The 18,006-nt window shown below is 75.3% G+C and carries 15 protein-coding genes; 8 read left to right on the forward strand and 7 right to left on the reverse strand.

Features of this window, described 5'->3' with window-relative positions; genetic code table 11:
* Positions 1 to 41: 41 nt before the first annotated feature.
* Both OG871_RS03745 and OG871_RS03750 read right to left on the reverse strand, forming a co-directional pair.
* Entirely contained in the window at positions 42 to 4,955 is a 4,914-nt protein-coding gene (locus tag OG871_RS03745; RefSeq protein ID WP_371503206.1) for a DNA-binding protein, read from the reverse strand.
* Between the two features lie 71 nt (positions 4,956 to 5,026).
* A complete protein-coding gene (locus OG871_RS03750) occupies positions 5,027 to 5,893 on the reverse strand; it encodes a DUF4132 domain-containing protein (RefSeq protein WP_371494201.1) in 867 nt (288 codons plus the stop codon).
* A gap of 280 nt (positions 5,894 to 6,173) precedes the next feature.
* On the opposite strand from OG871_RS03750, the gene OG871_RS03755 reads away from it, so the two are divergent.
* The 6 genes from OG871_RS03755 to OG871_RS03780 all read left to right on the forward strand — a co-directional run bounded on the left by OG871_RS03755 (position 6,174) and on the right by OG871_RS03780 (position 11,737).
* On the forward strand, positions 6,174 to 6,362 hold the full coding sequence (locus OG871_RS03755) for a hypothetical protein (RefSeq protein WP_371494202.1): 189 nt from the start codon (positions 6,174 to 6,176) through the stop codon (positions 6,360 to 6,362).
* Between the two features lie 219 nt (positions 6,363 to 6,581).
* Positions 6,582 to 7,658 carry a M4 family metallopeptidase gene (locus OG871_RS03760; RefSeq protein ID WP_371494204.1) on the forward strand — a complete coding sequence of 359 codons (1,077 nt, stop codon included), beginning with the start codon at positions 6,582 to 6,584 and terminating at the stop codon, positions 7,656 to 7,658.
* Positions 7,659 to 7,685: 27 nt separating this feature from the next.
* Positions 7,686 to 7,985, forward strand: a complete 300-nt coding sequence (locus OG871_RS03765; protein ID WP_371494205.1) for a protealysin inhibitor emfourin — start codon at positions 7,686 to 7,688, stop codon at positions 7,983 to 7,985.
* A 366-nt stretch (positions 7,986 to 8,351) separates the two neighbouring features.
* Positions 8,352 to 9,143: a hypothetical protein gene (locus tag OG871_RS03770; RefSeq protein ID WP_371494206.1), complete on the forward strand. Its 792-nt coding sequence runs from the start codon at positions 8,352 to 8,354 to the stop codon at positions 9,141 to 9,143.
* 177 nt (positions 9,144 to 9,320) lie between these two features.
* Positions 9,321 to 10,865: a hypothetical protein gene (locus tag OG871_RS03775; protein WP_371494208.1), complete on the forward strand. Its 1,545-nt coding sequence runs from the start codon at positions 9,321 to 9,323 to the stop codon at positions 10,863 to 10,865.
* Positions 10,866 to 11,092: 227 nt separating this feature from the next.
* The gene (locus OG871_RS03780) at positions 11,093 to 11,737 is read left to right on the forward strand and encodes a hypothetical protein (protein WP_371494210.1); all 645 of its coding nucleotides are present in this window, start codon (positions 11,093 to 11,095) and stop codon (positions 11,735 to 11,737) included.
* 36 nt (positions 11,738 to 11,773) lie between these two features.
* On the opposite strand, the gene OG871_RS03785 is transcribed toward OG871_RS03780, so the two are convergent.
* Both OG871_RS03785 and OG871_RS03790 read right to left on the reverse strand, forming a co-directional pair.
* Complete coding sequence (locus tag OG871_RS03785) at positions 11,774 to 13,405, reverse strand: serine/threonine-protein kinase (protein WP_371503207.1); 1,632 nt, start codon at positions 13,403 to 13,405, stop codon at positions 11,774 to 11,776.
* Positions 13,406 to 13,585: 180 nt separating this feature from the next.
* Positions 13,586 to 14,449 (reverse strand): SDR family NAD(P)-dependent oxidoreductase, encoded by an 864-nt coding sequence (locus OG871_RS03790; protein ID WP_371494211.1) that lies wholly within the window; start codon positions 14,447 to 14,449, stop codon positions 13,586 to 13,588.
* Between the two features lie 100 nt (positions 14,450 to 14,549).
* Here OG871_RS03790 and OG871_RS03795 point away from each other — a divergent pair, with 100 nt between their 5' ends.
* Both OG871_RS03795 and OG871_RS03800 read left to right on the forward strand, forming a co-directional pair.
* Positions 14,550 to 15,011, forward strand: coding sequence for a MarR family winged helix-turn-helix transcriptional regulator (locus OG871_RS03795; protein WP_371494212.1), 462 nt, complete (start codon positions 14,550 to 14,552; stop codon positions 15,009 to 15,011).
* 35 nt (positions 15,012 to 15,046) lie between these two features.
* A complete protein-coding gene (locus tag OG871_RS03800; protein WP_371494213.1) occupies positions 15,047 to 15,679 on the forward strand; it encodes an alpha-ketoglutarate-dependent dioxygenase AlkB in 633 nt (210 codons plus the stop codon).
* A 16-nt stretch (positions 15,680 to 15,695) separates the two neighbouring features.
* Here the strand turns inward: OG871_RS03800 and OG871_RS03805 are convergent, their stop codons facing one another.
* From OG871_RS03805 to OG871_RS03815, 3 genes are all read right to left on the reverse strand, one after another.
* Positions 15,696 to 16,709 (reverse strand): YdcF family protein, encoded by a 1,014-nt coding sequence (locus OG871_RS03805; RefSeq protein WP_371494215.1) that lies wholly within the window; start codon positions 16,707 to 16,709, stop codon positions 15,696 to 15,698.
* Positions 16,710 to 17,091: 382 nt separating this feature from the next.
* Positions 17,092 to 17,295, reverse strand: a complete 204-nt coding sequence (locus OG871_RS03810; RefSeq protein WP_371494217.1) for a cold-shock protein — start codon at positions 17,293 to 17,295, stop codon at positions 17,092 to 17,094.
* A 145-nt stretch (positions 17,296 to 17,440) separates the two neighbouring features.
* Positions 17,441 to 17,956, reverse strand: a complete 516-nt coding sequence (locus tag OG871_RS03815; protein WP_371494219.1) for a hypothetical protein — start codon at positions 17,954 to 17,956, stop codon at positions 17,441 to 17,443.
* Between the last annotated feature and the right edge of the window lie 50 nt (positions 17,957 to 18,006).

Here is an 18,006-nt window from a genome sequence, read left to right on the forward strand (position 1 = left end):
GCCGGGCCGGGTGCGCGGCGGCACCCGGCCCGGCGGCACGATCAGCGGCGTCGGCCGCGCCGCGTCCTCAGCTCCTGGAAGCGCGGGAGGTCGCCGTCGCCCAGCCGCGCCCACGCCCTGCGGTAGAGCGCGGCGGCTGGCTCGGTGGGCACCGCCACGCCGAGCAGCACGCTCTGGCCGCTGACCAGGTCGAGCAGCGGGAGCTTCCAGGTCTCCACGGGCAGGTGCGGGGTCCTGAGCTCCGTCCAGCCGCCCGGCAGGAAGAGCGAGCGGCCCGCCCGGCTGCGGGTGGCCTCGACGACCAGGTCGGTGGCCGCGAGTTCGGCCCGGGCGGCCTTGATCCGGGCGGGGCGCCAGCCGGTCCACCGCGCGGTGTTGCGGTCGGTCGGGTCGGGCATCGCCAGCAGCATCAGGTAGACGGTGGCGGCGTCCGCACCGAGGCCGTGCCGCTCGGCCACGGCCTCGACGAGGTCGGGCACGGACCGGGACGGGTCCTGCGGCCACCAGGTGCCGTCCTTGCCGCGTTCCCCGGCCACCGGGTCGCCGGGGTCGGCGAGCGCGGCCGCCAGGCGCGGGTCGCGGGCCGCGCCCAGTGCCGTCTCGGCCGGGAACGGCTGCTGGTCGTCGAGTCGCAGGGCGGGCAGGTACGGGTCCTGCCCGGCGGTGTCGAGCAGCGCGGTGCGGATACCGGGGGCGGGCTGGTCGTCGTGGGTGGCCATGATGACGGCGCCGTAGCGCTCGTAGCCCTCGCCGACCTCGGTCGGGGCGCCGGCGACCTTGCGGAAGGCCGGCAGGTGGACGTACCGGCCGAGGTCGAGCATCAGCTCGGGGTTGGCCAGGCGGTCCCGGACGGCGGCCAGGGCGGCCGGCAGTGCGGCTCGCAGCGGATCGCCCGCGGGGAGCCGGTGGGCGAGCCAGGCGGTCAGGGCGACGGCGCCGACCAGGGTCTTGGCGGTGAAGCCGGTGGCCCCCTGCTCGGCGGGCACGACCCGGTCGCCCTTGACCTTCCAGGCGAGGTCCCGGGTCAGTTCCGGGGTGCCGGCCGGGTCGAGGACGGCGGCCAGCGAGACGGTCGGCGCCCAGTCCGTGCGCACCGCGCGGACGGCCTCGGCGAGCAGCGCCTCGGGGACGGCCACGCGCCGGCCGACCTTGGCGTTCCACACCTCGGCGGCGGCCGCCACGTCGGGGCCCTCGGTCCAGAGCCGGTCCGGCTCGGCGGGCAGGAGCGCCGCGACGACGGCGCGCCGGGTGTCGGCCGCGAGGGCGCGCAGCTCGCCCTTGGCGACGGCGGCGTCCGCGACCTTGACACCGAGCAGCTTGCGCAGCTCGGGTGTCAGGAAGCCGCGCTCGTAGGAGTCGGCCTTCGGCAGGCCGGCGACGACGAGGCGGGCCATGGTCTCGGTGACGCCGGTGAGTCGCGCGAACTCCTCGGCCGCCGCCGGGAACCAGGGGGCGGGTCCGCGGGCGGCGAGAGCGGCGAGCAGGCCGGGCAGCCGGTCGTCGGTCGGGCCCGCGGGGATCGGCCCGGTGGACCGGAGGGTGTACGGGGCCGGGATCTCGAAGCGGCCGGCCGGGTCGTGGTGGAGGACCGTGCACTCCGCGTCCCCGTTGTCGGCGACGTCGGCGGCGACGAAGGCGAGGAACGCGCCGTCGCCCTGCGCGAGCAGCGCGTCGACGTGGGCGCTGCGCCGGCTGCCGTCGGTGTCGAGCAGGTGGCTGCCGTCCAGGTGGACGCGCGACTGCCGCCAGTTCGCGCCGCCGGTGGCGGTGGTCAGGCCGAGCGTGTCGAGTTCCAGGCCGAGGGCGTGCAGTGCCTCGCGGTCCTGCGGGTCGGTGGTGGCGACGGCGACGCGGAAGGCGAGCGCGGGGGCCAGCGATCCGAGGTCGATCCAGTTCAGCCGTTCGCCGGGCAGGGCCGGCGCGTCCACGTGCAGGGTGCCCGCGGGGGCCGGTTCGAGCTCGGCCCGGACGGCCCGGGCCAGCGCGCGGGTCTGGCGCAGGATGTCGTGGGTGTGCTCGGAGCCGTACCAGCCGCGGTGGTAGCCGAGGCCGTTCAGCGCCTCGCGGACCTGCTGGTCGGTCGGGCCGACGGGCTCCTCGTCCGGCTCCTCGCCGGTGCCGGAGAGCTGCTGTTCGAGCCGCTTCGCGACGGCGTCCAGCGCCAGCTGCTGGGTGGTGGCGAAGCGGACGATGCCGGCGATGCCCGCCACCAGCGCGTCGTGGCCGACCTCGGGGAGCACCGTGCGGACGGCGTCGAGCAGCTCCCGGGGCTTCTTGGGGTCGGTGGCGGCGGCCGCCTTGATCAGAGCGGCCGTGGTGTCCCGGTCGATCCGGCGCAGCGCGCGGGAGCCCTGCGGATCGCGGGGTTGCAGGCAGTGCCAGTAGCGCAGCGGCGGCAGGGCGAGGCTGCCCTCGGCGAAGGTGCCCGGGGCGTTGTCGGTGCGGGCGGTGGCGGTGACGACGTGGTCCTCGTCGTACAGGCTGATGCTGTAGCTGTCCTGGGCGACGGCCTGGGGGTGGTCGCAGCCGGGGAAGAGCACCCGTCGTACGGGGGTGTTGGCGTGGGCGGGCACGGTGACGGTGTTCCCGGCGAGGTCCTCGCCGCGCTTGGTGCCGTCGGGCAGGGTGACGCTGCGCCAGCCGTAGAGGCCGTCGACCGGGGTGTCGGCGGGCGTGGGCCCGGTGGTCGCGGTGGGCCGCAGCCAGCCGGAGCCGAAGGTGCTGCCGGCGGGGGCGTGCGTCAGGGCGTCCGCGAGGAAGCCGGGCATGGCGGCGCGGCCGGTGGTGCCGGTGGCCGGGTCGTACTCGTGCCAGGTGTCGCGCGGCTCGGCGTCGGCCCAGACCCAGAAGGACGTGCCGTCGCTGATCACCGCGCGCTCGGCGGGCACGGAGGTGTCGCCGGGGTGCACGACGCCGGCGCCGGTGGTCCGGCCGCCGCCGGGCAGCGGCAGGCTGAAGTCGCGCATGTTGCCGAGCCAGTTGACGTCGGTGCCGCGGGTGCGGGTGCCCTCGGGCATGGAGAAGATCCGGTCGGCGGCGGTGTGCCAGTAGCCGGCGGCGCGGTGGCTGCGCTGACGCGAGTACCAGTAGACGAGCAGTTCCTCGTCCACGTAGTGGAAGCCGGTGCTGCCGGCGGTGTCGTCGGCCGGGATCCGCAGGTCGTGGGTGAGGACGGTGCCCTCGGCGCCGATCACCCGGGCCTGGGTGGGGCCGGCGACGATCAGGTGCGGCCAGGCGTCCGAGACGATGATGTCGTCGACGTCCTTCGGTGCGACCAGCGCGGCCGCCGCCTCGTCCCAGGCGGGCCAGCCGAGCTCGTCGAGGACGCCGCCGCGCAGGGTGCGGGCGAGCACCTCGGGGAGGTCGAGGGCGGCCGCGCCGCGCACGTCGTCCTCGGCGAGGGCCAGGACCTCGCCGGGCAGCCAGGTGAGCCGGCTGATCGCGTCGGGCAGGCCGGGCAGGCCGGTGGCGCGGGAGGTGCGGGCGACCTCCGCCATCCACTCGGCCAGCATCGGGCGGCCGCCCGGCGACTCGGCGAGCACCCGCAGCGCCCGGATGCCGTCGTGGCTGCCGCCGATGCGGTGCGCGCCGCTGCGGAAGGCCGGGCGGAAGCGGTCGTCGGCGGCCAGCGCGAGCAGGTCGCGGCGGGTGTCGTCCGAGGCCCACTGCTCCAGGCGCAGCGCCGTGTTGTCGGCGGGGTCGGCGACCGGGACGTCGAGGGAGAGCAGCTGGTCGAGCAGGTCGACGTCGGCCTCGGTGACGCGGACGGCCCGGTCGGTGCCGGCCAGTTCGGCGCGCAGCTGCGCGGCCGTCCGCTCGACGAGGGCGTACAGGGCCGGGATCCGGGTGCGGGCGCCCCAGCGGCCTCCGCGCCAGGCGAGGAAGCGTTCGAGCCAGCCGGCCGCGCCGTCGGTCGGGCGCTCCTGCGGCGGCAGGCCCGGGTCGCACAGGCCGGGGGTGGCGCCGCACTCCTCCAGGATGTCCAGCCAGAGGCCGGGCAGGTCGCGGTCGTCGGCGGCGGGCATCAGGTTCAGCAGCGCGCCGCGTATCGCGGGGTCGCGCCGGGCCAGCGATGCCAGGGCCTCGCGGTGCCCCTTCCACCAGCCGAGGGCAGCGCGCAGGGTGGCCGGCAGGCCGAGCAGGTCGGCCAGGTACTCGCCCTCGGCGGTGTCCGGGTCGGTGCCCGCGGCGCGGGCGAGCCTGCGCAGGTCCGCGGCCATCTGGGCGGACGGCTGCAGGCCGCCGGCGGTGCGGCGCACGCAGAGCGTGCGGAAGCGGCGGAACGCCTCGTCCGCCGGGACGCGGGCGGCGAGTTCCTTCGCGTACCCGGACAGCACCTTGACGGGCAGTGCGCCGGCCAGCGCGTACTCCAGGAACACCGCGTCGAGGCGGTCCTCGTCGACCCGCAGGCCGTGCTGGGCCTCGGCCTTGCGGGCCCGGGTGAACAGCTGCGCGGCGTAGGTGGCGTTCTCCACCGCGAGGAACACCCGGCCGGCCTGCTCGTGGAAGGTCGGGAGGAAGTGCGGCACGGCCGCGGCCAGGCGGTCGGCGATCTCCAGGTAGGCGTCGAACGCCGCCTTCGGCTTGGACTTGGCCAGGTGGGCGACCCGGTCGAGCTCCGGCACGATGCCGAGCGCGTGGTGGCCGTCCGCCGGGTGGTGCACCAGCACCCATTCGGGGAAGCCGAGGGCCTGGCGCAGGCCGAGGCCGACCTCCACGGGGGCGGCGTCGGGCCCGTCGGTGTCCTCGGCGGGCCGCAGGCCGAGGAAGCCCGCGGCGAGGTCCTCGGCCGGGCCCAGCTCGCCGGGGACCAGCCGTACCACGACCCGGTCGTCCAGCCCGGGGTGACGGTAGCTCCGGGCGGTGAGCGGGACCGCCCGCTCGCCCGCGCCCGTCGTCCCCGGGGGCAGCACGCCTCCCGCCAGCAGCAGGTCTGCGGCTTGCGCCTCGGTCATCCGCACGTCCGTCACTCCCGCCACCTCGTCACCGTTGTCCTGCGTCGGCGTGCCCGCCGTCATCGTGTCGCTCATGCGCTGCGGCCCTCCTCGACCGTGCGGCCGGCGTGCAGGGCTGCGGCCATCCGCATCCCTTCCGACCAGGCGACCGGCCCGACCTCGGGCAGTGCGAGCGCGCGCCCGTCCAGGTCGCGCCAGACGAGGCTGCCGGTCTCCGAGTCGCCGTCCCAGTACGGCTCGCCGATCCACACCGCCGCCTCGGTGGTGCGTCCGGCGTCCCGGACCCGGCAGGTGGCGTAGCCGCCGGACACCCGGTAGCCGAGCGCGGAGGCCCGGGCCGCCAGCCGGAACCGGGAGGGGAAGCTGCCGCCGGCGAAGTCCGACACCTCGTGGGCGGTGGCGGCGAGGCCCTCCGGGCGGTGCCAGGTGGCCCGGTGGATCTGGTCGACCCGCTGGACGACGCCGAGTTCGGCGGCGAACTCGCGCAGGTCCTCCAGGTCGGGCAGCAGCACGGGGTGGGGCAGGGTCACCGTCGCGGGCGAGATGCGCACCGTCTCGCCGTCCAGGTTGACCAGCCGGAGCTCACCGGAGGGCGTCGCGTCGCGGAGGAAGCCCACCTCGTCGGGGTCGTCGCCGACGACCGCGAGGTCGCGCAGGGCCGTCTGCCAGGCCTCGTCCGGCCAGACCCGGGCCACCAGCCCGGTCGGGACGGGCAGCGAGGAGACCATCCAGGCGTCCACCTGGGCCACGCAGCCGGCCGCATGACGGTCCAGCCATTCGGCGAACCTCCGCAGCCGGTCCACCTCGGGGTGTTCCCGTACCGCCTTCGGCAGCGTCTTCAGCTGCCGTCCGGCCGATCGCCCGGCCGTCGACCGTGCCGTCACCCGGCCCTCCACCAAGGAGACTTCGTACCCCTCGCCCGCAGCCAGCCAGCCCATCGGTCCCCACCTCTTGCTCTTGCCGTCGCTCTTGCCGTGATCAGGAATGTCCGCACGCCGGAGGGGAGTCGAGACACCCTCGCCGCGATGTGATCGGAACGCTAGCGGCAGCCTCGGACAACTCGTCCCCCAGGGGCCGATTCCACCGCAGGGCCACCGATAAGGGGCAGGCCCGCGGCGGCCCGGCCGTGTGCGGACGACCACGACCGGCCCCCGGACCGTGTCCGCGACGCCCGGCGGCGGTTATCAGGCCGGCATGTCCCCGTCTCCGGAGGCCCCGATGCGCATTCTGGTCCGAACCACCGTCACCGCGGCCCTGCTCGCCGCCGCCCTCGCCGCGACGTCCGCGGCCGCCACCCCGGCTTACCGGGAACACACCGCCATCCCGGTCGGAGCCGTCACCGACCTCGGGGACCTCACCACGCTCGCCCGGCTCGGGTACGACTTCGCCGGGCTGCTCGGCGGCTGACGCGGCCGGGCCGCCGAGGGCAGGGGGTCCGGAGCCGCCGCCGGCCGCGGCGCCGGACCGATCTACCCAGGGCGACGGGGCTTTTCTGCCCCTTGGAAGGGCCGGGTACGAAGAGAAGAATGTCTCGGCAGGGGGAGAGAAGAGAGGGGCTCGGCAAGACCGGCGCGGGCGCCATCGGGAGCCCGCCGACCCGGTGAGCGTCAATTCTAGGGACCCGTCATGAACCGCTACTGCTCGTTCGTTCCGCCCCACGTACTCAACCACATCGCCCGCGTGCAGGGCCGGGAGAGCCTGGAACCCACCCCGGCCCAGCGGACCGCCGTGGTGTCCGCCCAGTTCCGCAGGGCCCGTCGGCTCCAGACCCCGGACGTGCCGGGTACGGCTCAGTTGGTGGCCGCGCCGCGGGTGGTGGCCGCCGCCGGTGTCACCGTTCCGCCTGACGGGAGCGCCGCCCGTCTGATCTATGACGACGAGAACCAGTGGACGTACAACGTCAGGCTGATCCGGGGCGAAGGGGACCCTGCGGTGGCCGGGCAGAACGCCGACCAGGCCTACGACCACCTCGGTGCGGTCCGGGAGTTCTACAAGCAGCAGCTCGGCCGGAACTCGATCGACAACGCGGGCCTGAACCTCGTCGGCAACGTCAACTTCGGTGTGGACTTCGCCAACGCGTTCTGGGACCCCGACGCGAAGATCATGGTCTTCGGCAACGGTGACAACATCGTGTTCAAGGACCTCACCTGCGGCTTCGACGTCTCCGGGCACGAGCTCACCCACGGCGTGACCCAGTTCACCGCGGGCCTCAACTACACGGACGACCAGTCCGGCGCACTCAACGAGTCGTTCAGCGACATGATCGGCTCGGCCATCGACGCCTGGGCCAACCACCGGGACGCGGAGAGCCACAACTGGCTCATCGGCGACGACGTCATGGCGGACAGCCTCGCCGGCGAGGCGCTGCGCAACATGGCCGAGCCCGGCTCGGCGTACGACAATCCGACCATGGGGCGGGACCCTCAGCCCCGGGACATGAGCGGGTACTTCGAACCCGCCGACCCGCACCTGATGTCCGGCATCCCCAACCGCTGGTTCTACCTGATCTGCAAGGAGATCGGGCTCGACGCGGGTACCCTGATCATGTACCAGACCCTGCAGAACCTGTGGCCGACCGCGGTCTTCAGCGACGCGGCCGTGGTGGCCGCTTCGCAGGCCCGGATCCTGGCCGAGGGCAAGCAGGTGCCCGCCGAGTCGGCCCAGGTGGTCCGTGCGGCCGCCCGCCAGCAGGGCTTCTGGTAGATCCGCCGACGCGACGAGGGAGAGACCGTGGTGCGTGTGTCACTGGAGCGCAGTGGAGGCTTCACCGGCCTGCGCACCACCTCCTCACTGGACACCGACGAGCTGCCCGGCCCCCAGGCGGCCGAGGCCCTGCGCGCGCTGGAGGCGCTCGGCCCGTCCTCGGCGGCGGTCTCCGGCCCGGCCGCCGCGACGCCGCGCCTCCGTCTGACCGTCCACTGGCCGGCCGGGGACCGCACGGTGGAGATGACGGAGCCGCAGGTCCCCGCCGCCCTGCGGCCGCTGCTCGCCGAACTCGCCAAGCGGCAGGGACCGGCCGGCCCGGCCTGAGCCCGTCGCACACCGACCGGTCCGGGCTGCGGCGCGGTCCGGTTCCGGCGTGGATCTGCGGCGGTGGACCTGCGGGAGACCGCCGGGCGGGGTACACCGCTTCACACCGCTCCGACGCGTGCGACCGAAGGTCTACCTCGGCCGCGCGCGGTCGTGCCCGAACGGCCCGCCGGCGATCCGCTGCACGTCCGCCTGACCGTCGCAGGGGCCCGACATCTCGCCGTCCGGGATCCCGGCCGAACTGCCGGCCTCTCGCCCGTCGTCGCCCTGCGCCCCCGGTCACCGCGGAGATCCGCCGAGCCGGACGGCGCTCCCGGACGACCCGCAGCGGATGCGGCCCTCGACCGGCCGTGTGATAACAGGACCATGTCGGAGACCAGCGGGAACCCGGACGTCGAGATCAAGGTCAGCCTCTCGGGCGAGGCCGCCGAGGCTGCCCGAAAGAGCCTCAAACTGGACCCCGACGACGGGAACCACCGCACCGTCCACTTCTGGGACAGGCCTCGCCGGAGCGACGGCGCCGGCGACGGCGTCCAGCTGCCGCTGCTCGACCGCGGGGCGGTGATCCGACTCCGGGCCGCCGCGGACGGCGGGGGCGGCCACGGCGACGGCGGGGACGAGGACGACCTGACGGCGAAGCTCCGACCGTGCGACCCGGACACGCTGCCCGCCGAGTTCCGGGTGAGCCGCGAGGAGGACGGCCAGGAGTTCAAGATCGAGGAGGACTGGACCGGCCGCAGCCGGGTCTGGGCCGCCTCCCTCAAGGTGGACGGCCGCTTCGACCGGCCCGCCCCCGGCCGCGACGACCGCCCGGCCCAGCCCCGGCTGAGCCGGGAGCAGCGCGCTCTGCTCGCCTGCGCGGGCGCCGGGGAGGAGGAACTCGACGGCCTCACGGCGCTCGGCCCGATCGACTCCGTCCAGTGGAAGCCCTCGCGACGGGACCTGATCCACCCGGTCACCGTCGAGCTGTGGTCCGTCGGCGACGGGCTCAGCTTCCTCGAACTCTCGCTGCGGACCTCCCCCGCCGAGGCCTCCGGGGCACAGGACCTGCTCGTACGCACCCTCGTCGACCGGGGCTTCGAGCCGCCCGCCCGTCAGGAGTCGAAGACCCGCGCCGCGATGACCGCTCTCGCACTGTCCCTGCTCGGCGACGGCTGAGCTCTCTCCACCTCCCCCTTCCTCCGCAGGCCGGCGTCCTTCCCGGCCTGCATTTGCATGTCTTCGACAAAGTGATGACTCGTCAGTAACATGACGCGGGCGGCAGCTCTGCACCATGACCTGCCGCCATGCATCTCGGGCGGTCGTGTCCTCGTCCGCCGCTCCGAAGGGGACTCTTTGAACAGCTCCACACGTACGTTCGTCCTGCCCGCGATCGCCGCGGCCCTGCTGATCGGCAGCTGTGCCTGCTCGGCTCCGGCGACCGGCCCGTCGGGCGACACGGCTGCCGCCGCCTCGGCACCCGCCGCCTCCTCCAGCGAGGCGGCCCGCGCCGTCTCGGGCTCGCTGGTGGTGACGGCCGCTCAGCCGGGCGCCCAGCAGGTCGCGATAGGCACCCCCGGGGCGAGCGCCCCGCAGGTCGCCCCCGCCGCCGGGGACATCCGGCTCACCTCCTACGACCCCGGTACCGGGAAGGCCGTGCTCAGCGGGACGGCCGCACCCGGCGGTTCCGCGTCGGCCGGCGCACCGCCTACCGGCAGCCCGGGCAGCTCGAAGGCACCCGGCCCGGCCTCCCCCAAGGCCTCGGTCTCGGCCTCGGTCTCGGCCGCCTCGACGGCGCCCTCCACCGCCCCGTCCACGCCCGCCACCGCACCGGGCGCCGCCGGCCAGGTCCAGGTCGGCCAGCTCATCGCGAGCCCCCCGACCGAGGCCGCACCGAAGGGCGCGTTGCTCGCCGTCACCGAGGTGCACCCCGCCACCCCGGGCACGGTCGAGGTGGCGACCCGCCCGGCGACGCTCAACGAACTGCTGGGCGCCGCCGAGGCCGACGGGCAGGTCCCCGTCGATCCGCACACGATCAAGGTCACGCCGCTGGTCAAGGACCTCAAGCTGTCCTTCGGCCAGGACGCGGCGGGCACCACCAAGGCCGACGCCTCCGGCACCCTCGGGCTCGACGTCAACGCGCCGATCGCCCTGCCGGGCGGCGTGAACGCCAACGCCTCGGCCTCCCTCGAACTGCACCCCGCGGTGCACTTCGCCTACCACGGCGCCGGCAAGGGCGAGCCCCGGACGGCGTCCATCGGCTTCGACCTCGGCGCCCACGGCCAGTGGAAGCTCAGCGGCGAGCTCGAGAAGACGACCGGCACCCCGATCCGGGTGCCCGTCGCCGAGCTGCACGCCAGCCCGGTGCTCACCGTCGCCGGGCTGCCGGTCGTGGTCAACCTCGGGCTGACCGCCTTCCTGGAGGTCAGCGCGGACGGCAAGGTGACGGTGGACGCCGAGCAGGAGTTCACCGGCAACTGGAGCGTCCACGCCGACTACGCCGGCGGCAAGGGCTGGCGGTCGGCGACCGACGCGGCCGACACCAAGGTCTCGCCGCTGCGCGCGCACCTCGCCGGCCGGGCCGCCGTCAAGGCCGGGCTCGGCGCCGACGTGAGCGTCGGGCTGTACGACGCGGTGGGCGTCGAGGCGACCGTCGAGCCGTACCTGCGCAGCCAGGTCGACGGCTCGGTGACGCTGGAGACGGGCGGCGCGGCGCCGAAGGTCGAGGGCAGCTGGGGTCTGTACGGCGGCGTCGACCTCACCGGAGCCCTGCTGGCGCACCTGAAGATCTTCGGCACCCCGGTGGCGGAGAAGCGCATCCCGTTCCCGGTCTTCCACCGCGAGTGGCCGCTGAAGACCGTCAGCACCTCGCCGGCCGCCTCGGCCCCCGCGGCGCGCTGACCCGACGACGGCCGGTCCCGCCACCCGGTGTGGCGGGACCGGCCGTCGCGTTTTCCCGGAAGCCCCACCGGCTCCGGACGGTGCGTCAGGCGCGCGGCGGCGCCGCGAGCCGTCGCACAGTCCGGCGGCGACCTCGACGTACCCTGGGCAGCGGCGGCCCGGCCCGGTGGGAGCGGGCCCGGACCGTGGCACCGGCCGTCGAGGCCGACCCCCCGCCTGGAGGCACCGTGGACACCGCAGCGCTCGAAACCACCCGGCGCTCCCTGCACGCCGTCGCCGAACTGCTCATGGCCGGCCCCCAGTACCGGGCGAGCGGGACGATCCGGCTGCGGGTGGTCCCCGGCGGGTTCGCCACCGTGGCCGAGCCGGCCCTCGCCGTTCACGGCACCGACCTGGTCTCCGGCGAACGGCGTCTCCCGCTGCCCGGCGCCAGCTGCGCCGCGCTGGCCCGCGAGCTCGGTGTCGAGGCCGGACAGCCGGCCGGGCTCTACGGCGAGGGCTCGGGGGCCGGTGTGCAGGACGGGCTGCGTCTGGACCCAGCCGCAGCGGAACACCTCCTCGCCCGGTTCGCGGCGGGGGACACCGCGCTGCGCCGGTTCGCCCCGGACCAGGAGCCGGTGCTCTGGCCCGAGCACTTCGACCTCGGCATCACCGTGGACGCCGTCAACTACGGCGTCTCACCCGGGGATTCCTTCTCCCCCGAGCCGTACGCCTACGTCGGCCCGTGGACCCGGCGCGTAGGCGTGTTCTGGAACGCGCCGTTCGGCGCCACCCGGCCGATGGACGAACTGGCCGGCGCCGAAGCCGTGCAGGCGTTCTTCACCGAGGGCCGGGGCCGCGCCGCCACCGACCCGCCGGCCGCGGACTCCTGACTCCTGACTCCTGCCCGGACGGGCCGCCCGCCGGGCTCAGCGCTTGCCGGCCAGGTCCCCGGTGAAGCCGTCGACCTCCAGGTGCAGGCTGCCGTCGGCGTTGCGGGTGTAGACCTGCGCGGACGGGTTCGCGACACAGCCGCTGAGTCCGGTGGTCGGCGCGGTCTTCAGCACCAGCCGCCCGGAGTCGGCCGAGACCAGCAGCGCCATGCTGTCGCAGTACGCCGTGCCGGGGCCGGTGTTGTTGTGGATGCTGCCCACCGGGTCGCCCTTGGCACCCTGCCCGATGGTGATCCGGAAGTCGGCCTTGCCCGAGAACGCCGGGGCGCCGAGAACGCCGCTCCAGGTACCCAGGTAGTCGGCGGGTACCAGGCCGGAGGGCTGCTGCGGTCCCCCGGTGCCCGGCCCGCCGGTGCCGGTCGAGGCGGCGGGGGCGGACGGGCGGGACGCGAGCCCCTCACCGCCGCTGCCGGCCGAGCCCATGGCGCTCACCAGCCAGGCCGTCAGACCCGCGACGGCCACCACCGCGAGGGCCGCGGCCGCCAGCAGTCCGCGTCGGGGGCCGCGCGCCGGGGTCGATGTGGGCGCCGTCGGCGCGGCGGCGTGGCCGGGGTACGGCGTGCCGGGCGGCAGCCCCTGGGCCGGCACGGCCGGCATGGTCGGGGACGGGGCCGCCGGCCACGGCGCGGGCGGACCGAACCGCCCGGTGGGGCCGCCGACCGGGGGCGCGGTGTCCGGGCCGGGCGTGTCCTCGCCGTCCAGGTCCAGCAGTTCGACCGCCAGGCGGGCCAGCGAGCCGGCGACCGCCGGCGGCAGCCAGTCCTTGCCGAGCTGTACGGCGGCCGCCTCGCCCGCTCCGGCCGCCAGCCCGTCCCGCAGCTGGTCCGGCGTCGGCCGGTCCTCGGGGTCCTTGGCCAGGCAGGCCGCGATCAGGCTCCGCAGGCCGGGGTCGAGGGAGCCGAGGCGGCCGAGGTCCGGCTCCTCGTGCACCACCCGGTAGAGCAGCACGGGGGCACTGGTCTCGGCGCCGAAGGGGGCGCACCCGCCGGCCGCGAAGGCGAGTACCGCGCCGAGCGAGAAGACGTCGCTCGGCGGCCCGGCGGTGAGCCCCTGCGCCTGCTCGGGCGAGAGGTAGCCGGGCGAGCCGATCACGAATCCGGACCGGGTGAGCGCGGTGGCCGCGTCGAGTGAGCGGGCGATGCCGAAGTCGATCAGGCGCGGACCGTCCAGCGCGAGCAGGACGTTGGACGGCTTGACGTCCCGGTGCACCAGGCCGAGCCCGTGCACGGCCGCCAGCGCCTCGACCAGGCCGGTGCCGAGCACCCGGACGGCCGGCCCCGGCAGCGGGCCGAACTCCGCCACGGCGGCGTTCAGCGAGGGCCCGGGGATGTAGCCGGTGGCGACCCACGGCTGGTCGCTCTCGGTGTCCGCGTCCAGTACCGGCGCCGTCCACCGTCCACCCACCCGGCGGGCGGCGTGCACCTCCTGGCGGAAGCGCACCCGGAACTCGCGGTCGGCGGCGAACTCCCGGTGGACCGTCTTCACGGCGACCGTGCGGCCGCCCGCCGTCCGGCCCAGGTAGACCTGGCCCATGCCGCCGGCCCCCAGCCGCCGCAGCAGCCGGTACTCGCCGATCTGCCGCGGATCCTCTCCACCCAGCGTCTCCATGGCCCCCACGACCCCGTCCTCGTCGGCGCCCGCCACGTCGGGGGCCGCCGCCGCCTCACCCGGCCCCTACGGTGCCCGCACCTCGGCGGGCCGGGCCGGGCTCGACCGTATCCTTCCGCGACTGCGCGTCACAAGGTCATCCGGGGCGGCCGCCCGGGGCCGGACGGCGCCGACGGCAGGTCAGGAGAGCCAGCTGCCGGTGACGGCCAGGACGGCCGAGCCGTCCAGGTCGGCCAGCTTGCCGCCGACGAAGGCCCGGGCCGCCTCGGAGGTCTGCATCCGCAGCACGGGCCGGTCGGTGTCGAGCGCCTCGGTGATCGTGGCGGCGGCGCCGGCGGGCGTCTGGGCGGCGGTGGCGAAGGTGCTCAGGGTGCGCTCGGCGTAGCTCTTGAGCACCGGGGCGTACGGGCCGGCGGCGCGCAGCTCGGCCTCCAGGTCGATGCCCTGGCTCGCGACGAACTCGCTGGCCACGGCGCCGGGTTCGACCAGGGTGACGGCGACGCCGACCGAGGCGGCGACCGGGGCGAGCGACTCCAGGAAGCCCTCGACGGCGAACTTGGCCGCGCAGTACGCCTCGTTGAACGGCTGGCCGACCACGCCGCCGACGCTGCTCACGGCGATCAGGCGGCCCCCGGAGGCGCGCAGGTGCGGCATGGCCGCCCGGGTGACGGCCACGACGCCGAAGAAGTTGACCTCCAGGACGGCGCGGATCTCGTCCATGCTCTCCTGCTCGACGGTGCCGACGTGGCCCGCACCGGCGTTGTTGACCACGGCGTCCAGCCGTCCGTGCTCGGCGACCACGCCTGCCAGACAGGCGTCGACGGAGGCGGGGTCGGTGACGTCCAGTTGCCGGACCTGGACGGACCGGGTGAGGCCGGCCTCGGCGGCGGCCTGTTCGAGCGCGCCGGCCCGCGAGACGTCCCGCATGGTCGCGACGACCAGCCAGCCGGCCCGGGCGGCGTCGATCGCGGCGGCGAGGCCGATGCCGGAGGAGCAGCCGGTGATCAGGACGGTCTTCTGCTGCGGGTGCGGGGTGGCGGACATGGCGGTACCTCTTCTCTGGGCGCGCAACGGAAGGCTCAGTTGCGTGTACACACACACTACGACTGTGTGCACGTGCACGCAAGCCGGTACGATGACCGTCATGACGCGCGCCGACCTCACCCTGGGCCCCCTCTCGGAGGAGGACCACGCCTTCTACGGCCTGATCTGGGCCGGCACCACGCTCGCCGCACACGTGGACCGCGAGCTGACCCGCGTCCACGGCCTGCCGATATCCTGGTTCGAGGTGATGCTCTGGCTCGACGGGCAGCGCGAGCCGGTGGCCGCCTCCGACCTCGGCGCCCGCACGATGCTCAGCCGCAGCCAGGTCTCCCGGGTCGTCGACGCGCTGGCCGCCCGCGGGCTGGTGGCGCGCTCCCCCTCCGCCTCCGACGCCCGGTCCGTCCGGATCGCCCTCACCGGGCAGGGTCGCGCCGCCTTCGCCGAGGCGGACGCCACCCGCCGGGAACTGCTGCGCACGGTCTTCACCGACCTGCTCGACCAGGAGGACATCCAGGCGCTGGAGACCGTCTGGCGCAAGCTCAAGCAGCCGCGCGAGCAGTGAGCCGACGGGCCGGACGAACCGCTATCGTTCGACGGATGTTCGAGGTCTCCGGGCTCCTGCCCCTTGAAACGGCCGACGGCTCGGCCCGGCAGCCGGGCCCGGCGGTGCCCGGCCTGCACCTGATCGCCGACTGGCTCGATCCCGACGCGTGCGCCCGCCTGCTGTCCAAGGTCGACGCCGCCGACTGGTCCGCGCCGCTGCGGCGGCGGGTGCAGCACTACGGCCACGCGTACGACTACGGCCGCCGCGCCGTGTCCGCCGGGGCCTCGGCCGCGGCCGCCCCGCCGCTCCCCCGGTGGGCCCGGGAGCACGCGCGGCGGCTGGTGCGCGAGGGCCTCATGGACCAGGAGGCCGACCAGGTCATCGTGAACGAGTACCGGCCCGGCCAGGGCATCAGCGCGCATGTCGACTGCGTGCCCTGCTTCGGCCCGGTCGTCGCCGCCGTCTCGCTCGGCTCCAGCTGCACGATGGACTTCAGCCATCCCGGGGACGGGACGAAGGCGGCCGTCCGCCTCGCCCCGGGCAGTCTGTGCGTCATGACCGGCCCGGCGCGCTGGACCTGGCGGCACGGCATCGCCGCCCGCAGGAGCGATCCGGGCCCGCTCGGCCGGATCCCCCGCGACCGCCGGGTCTCGGTGACCTTCCGTACGGTCGTCACGGCCGCCTGACCCCGCACCGGCGCCGTCAGGGGTTGACCGCGCTCCAGCCGGCGACCGCGCCGAGGATCCCGAGCAGCGCGACCACGCCCGCGTTGAGCGGCCCGTACAGCGCGAGGACGGCCACGAACTCGCGGATCACGGCACTCGGCCAGTAGTACGACGCGGTGTGCGCGCCGAGCACCTGCCCGGGCACCCCGGCCCGGCGGGCGATCACGGCGGAGCGGAAGACGTGGAACGTACTGGTGACGACGGCGCAGCGGTAACCGGGCTTGCGGCGCTCCATCAGCACCCGGCTGAACGTCAGGTTCTCCTCGGTGGTGCGGGAACGGTTCTCCTGCTCGATCCGGCCCGGCGGACAGCCCCGGGCGACCAGGTGGTCGGCCATCGCCTGCGACTCCGGGACGCGCTCGTCGGTGCCCTTGCCGCCCGAGACGATCACCGTCGGCGGCCGGCCGCGCGCCGCCTGCACCTGGTAGAGGCCCCAGGCCCGGTCCAGCCGGCTCGCCAGCAGCGGGGGCACCTGGTCGCCGTCGAGCAGTCCGGCGCCGAGCACGAGGACGAAGTCGACGTCCCGGCGCACGGTCAGGCTGACGTAGAGGGCCGCGTACCCCAGGAAGCAGAGGAACAGGAACGCCAGATAGCCCGCGATCAGCAGCGCACCCCCGGCGGCGGCGCGCAGCGCCCGCGAGTCCAGGTGCTCGGCGGCGAGCAGCAGGGCGATGAGCCCGAGGATGGCGAGGCCGAGCGCGAGCGAGAACAGGTTGGCGGTGCCGCCGCCCTCCTGGCGGACCATCGTGACGCCGTTGGCGACCAGGTAGACGGCCACCGCGAGCAGGCCGAGGGCCGCGGCGGGCGGGATCGCCGCGGCGGCGCCGTCCGTCACCACGGCAGGCAGCCCGGCGAGCTCGCCGAGCAGCCCGAGGGCCAGGCAGAGTACCGCCAGGCCGAGCAGCACCGCGTTCCCGAAGCGGCGCCGGTCGCGCCGGACGCCGACGGCGAAGGCCACCAGGAAGGCGACGGCCAGGGCGTAGGCGGGCATGCGCTGGATCCTACGGACCGGCCCGGGCCACCGCTGCGAGCCGTCCGCACGGCGCGTCGCCCCCGGCGCGCGCCGGGCACGGCGAAGGCCCGGCGCTCTCGGCCGGGCCTTCGTTCTTCTCCGACTCTGCGGAGGGAAATTCTCGGGGCCGTACCAGCGGTCCCTGCCAGCGCCGTGGGGTTCTCGCCCTCTGTCTGGCTCGGCTCCGTCTCGCGGAGCCCAATGTCGACCTCGATGGTCCGCACGTCTGTTCGCCACCGGGCCCGTCTCCGCCGTCGCGGAGGCTGCTGACCAGCTATCTCCACCATGCGCCCCGCGGGCCCCGACCGCAAGGGCCCCGCGCCCCGGGAGTGACCGGTGCGCGGGGCCCCGCCGAGTGCTCCTACCGGACGACGACGGTCTCGGCCTGCGGGCCCTTGGGCCCCTTCGTGACCTGGTACTCGACGTCGGCGCCCTCGTCGAGCTGCCTGAATCCGGTGGCCTGGATCGCGGAGAAGTGGACGAAGACGTCCGGGCCCCCATCATCCTGCTCGATGAAACCGAAGCCCTTGTCGGCGTTGAACCACTTCACCTTGCCTGTTGCCATCTGTGCCAGTCCCTCATTCCATACCGCGGCGCGGCTCGCGCACCGACCACGGCCACTGTTCGACCACGGCTCCGGCATCACTTCCCCGTCGGCGCGCGCCTCGAACCACTTCCGCCGCTGCGGCACCCGATCGCCACGCCCCCGCTCACCGGCGGTCGTCCTGGTCGGCCCGCTCGGCCCGGGCGCGCTCGGTGGCCGCCCTGAGCGACCGCCGCCCCTGCCGCATCCGGGCCCTGATCTCCGAGGCCATCCGGGTCACGGTCTCGGGCGTCGAGCGGCGGCCCGCGTCCGGGTCCTGCAGGTAGAACTCGGTGCCGCTGGGCCGGCACCAGGTGCAGTTCGCGTCGTCGTCCAGCAGCCAGCCGTCCTCGCAGCGGGTGGACACCTCGCAGCCGGGCTCCTCCACCAGCCGGGTGGCGATGGTGTCGGCCCGGTCCAGCAGCTCCGGCCTGGTGGTGCCGGAGAACCGCTGGTACCAGCGGCGCTCGATCCGGTCCCGGAGCTGCTCGGGGGTGCGGACGGCCAGCTGCTGGGTGATCAGCGCTCGCACGGTGTGCGGGACGCCGCCGCGCTGTTCGAGGGCCGCGAGCAGCGGCCCGGGGAAGTATCGGGCGACCCAGGCGGCCGGGTCCGCGCTGGGGCCTTGGTACGGGAAACTCACTCGCTGCCTCCTGCCGATGGTGCTGGCACCGCCGGTCTCACGGTACCCAC

The organism is Kitasatospora sp. NBC_00374 (assembly GCF_041434935.1).
Taxonomy (GTDB): Bacteria; Actinomycetota; Actinomycetes; order Streptomycetales; family Streptomycetaceae; genus Kitasatospora.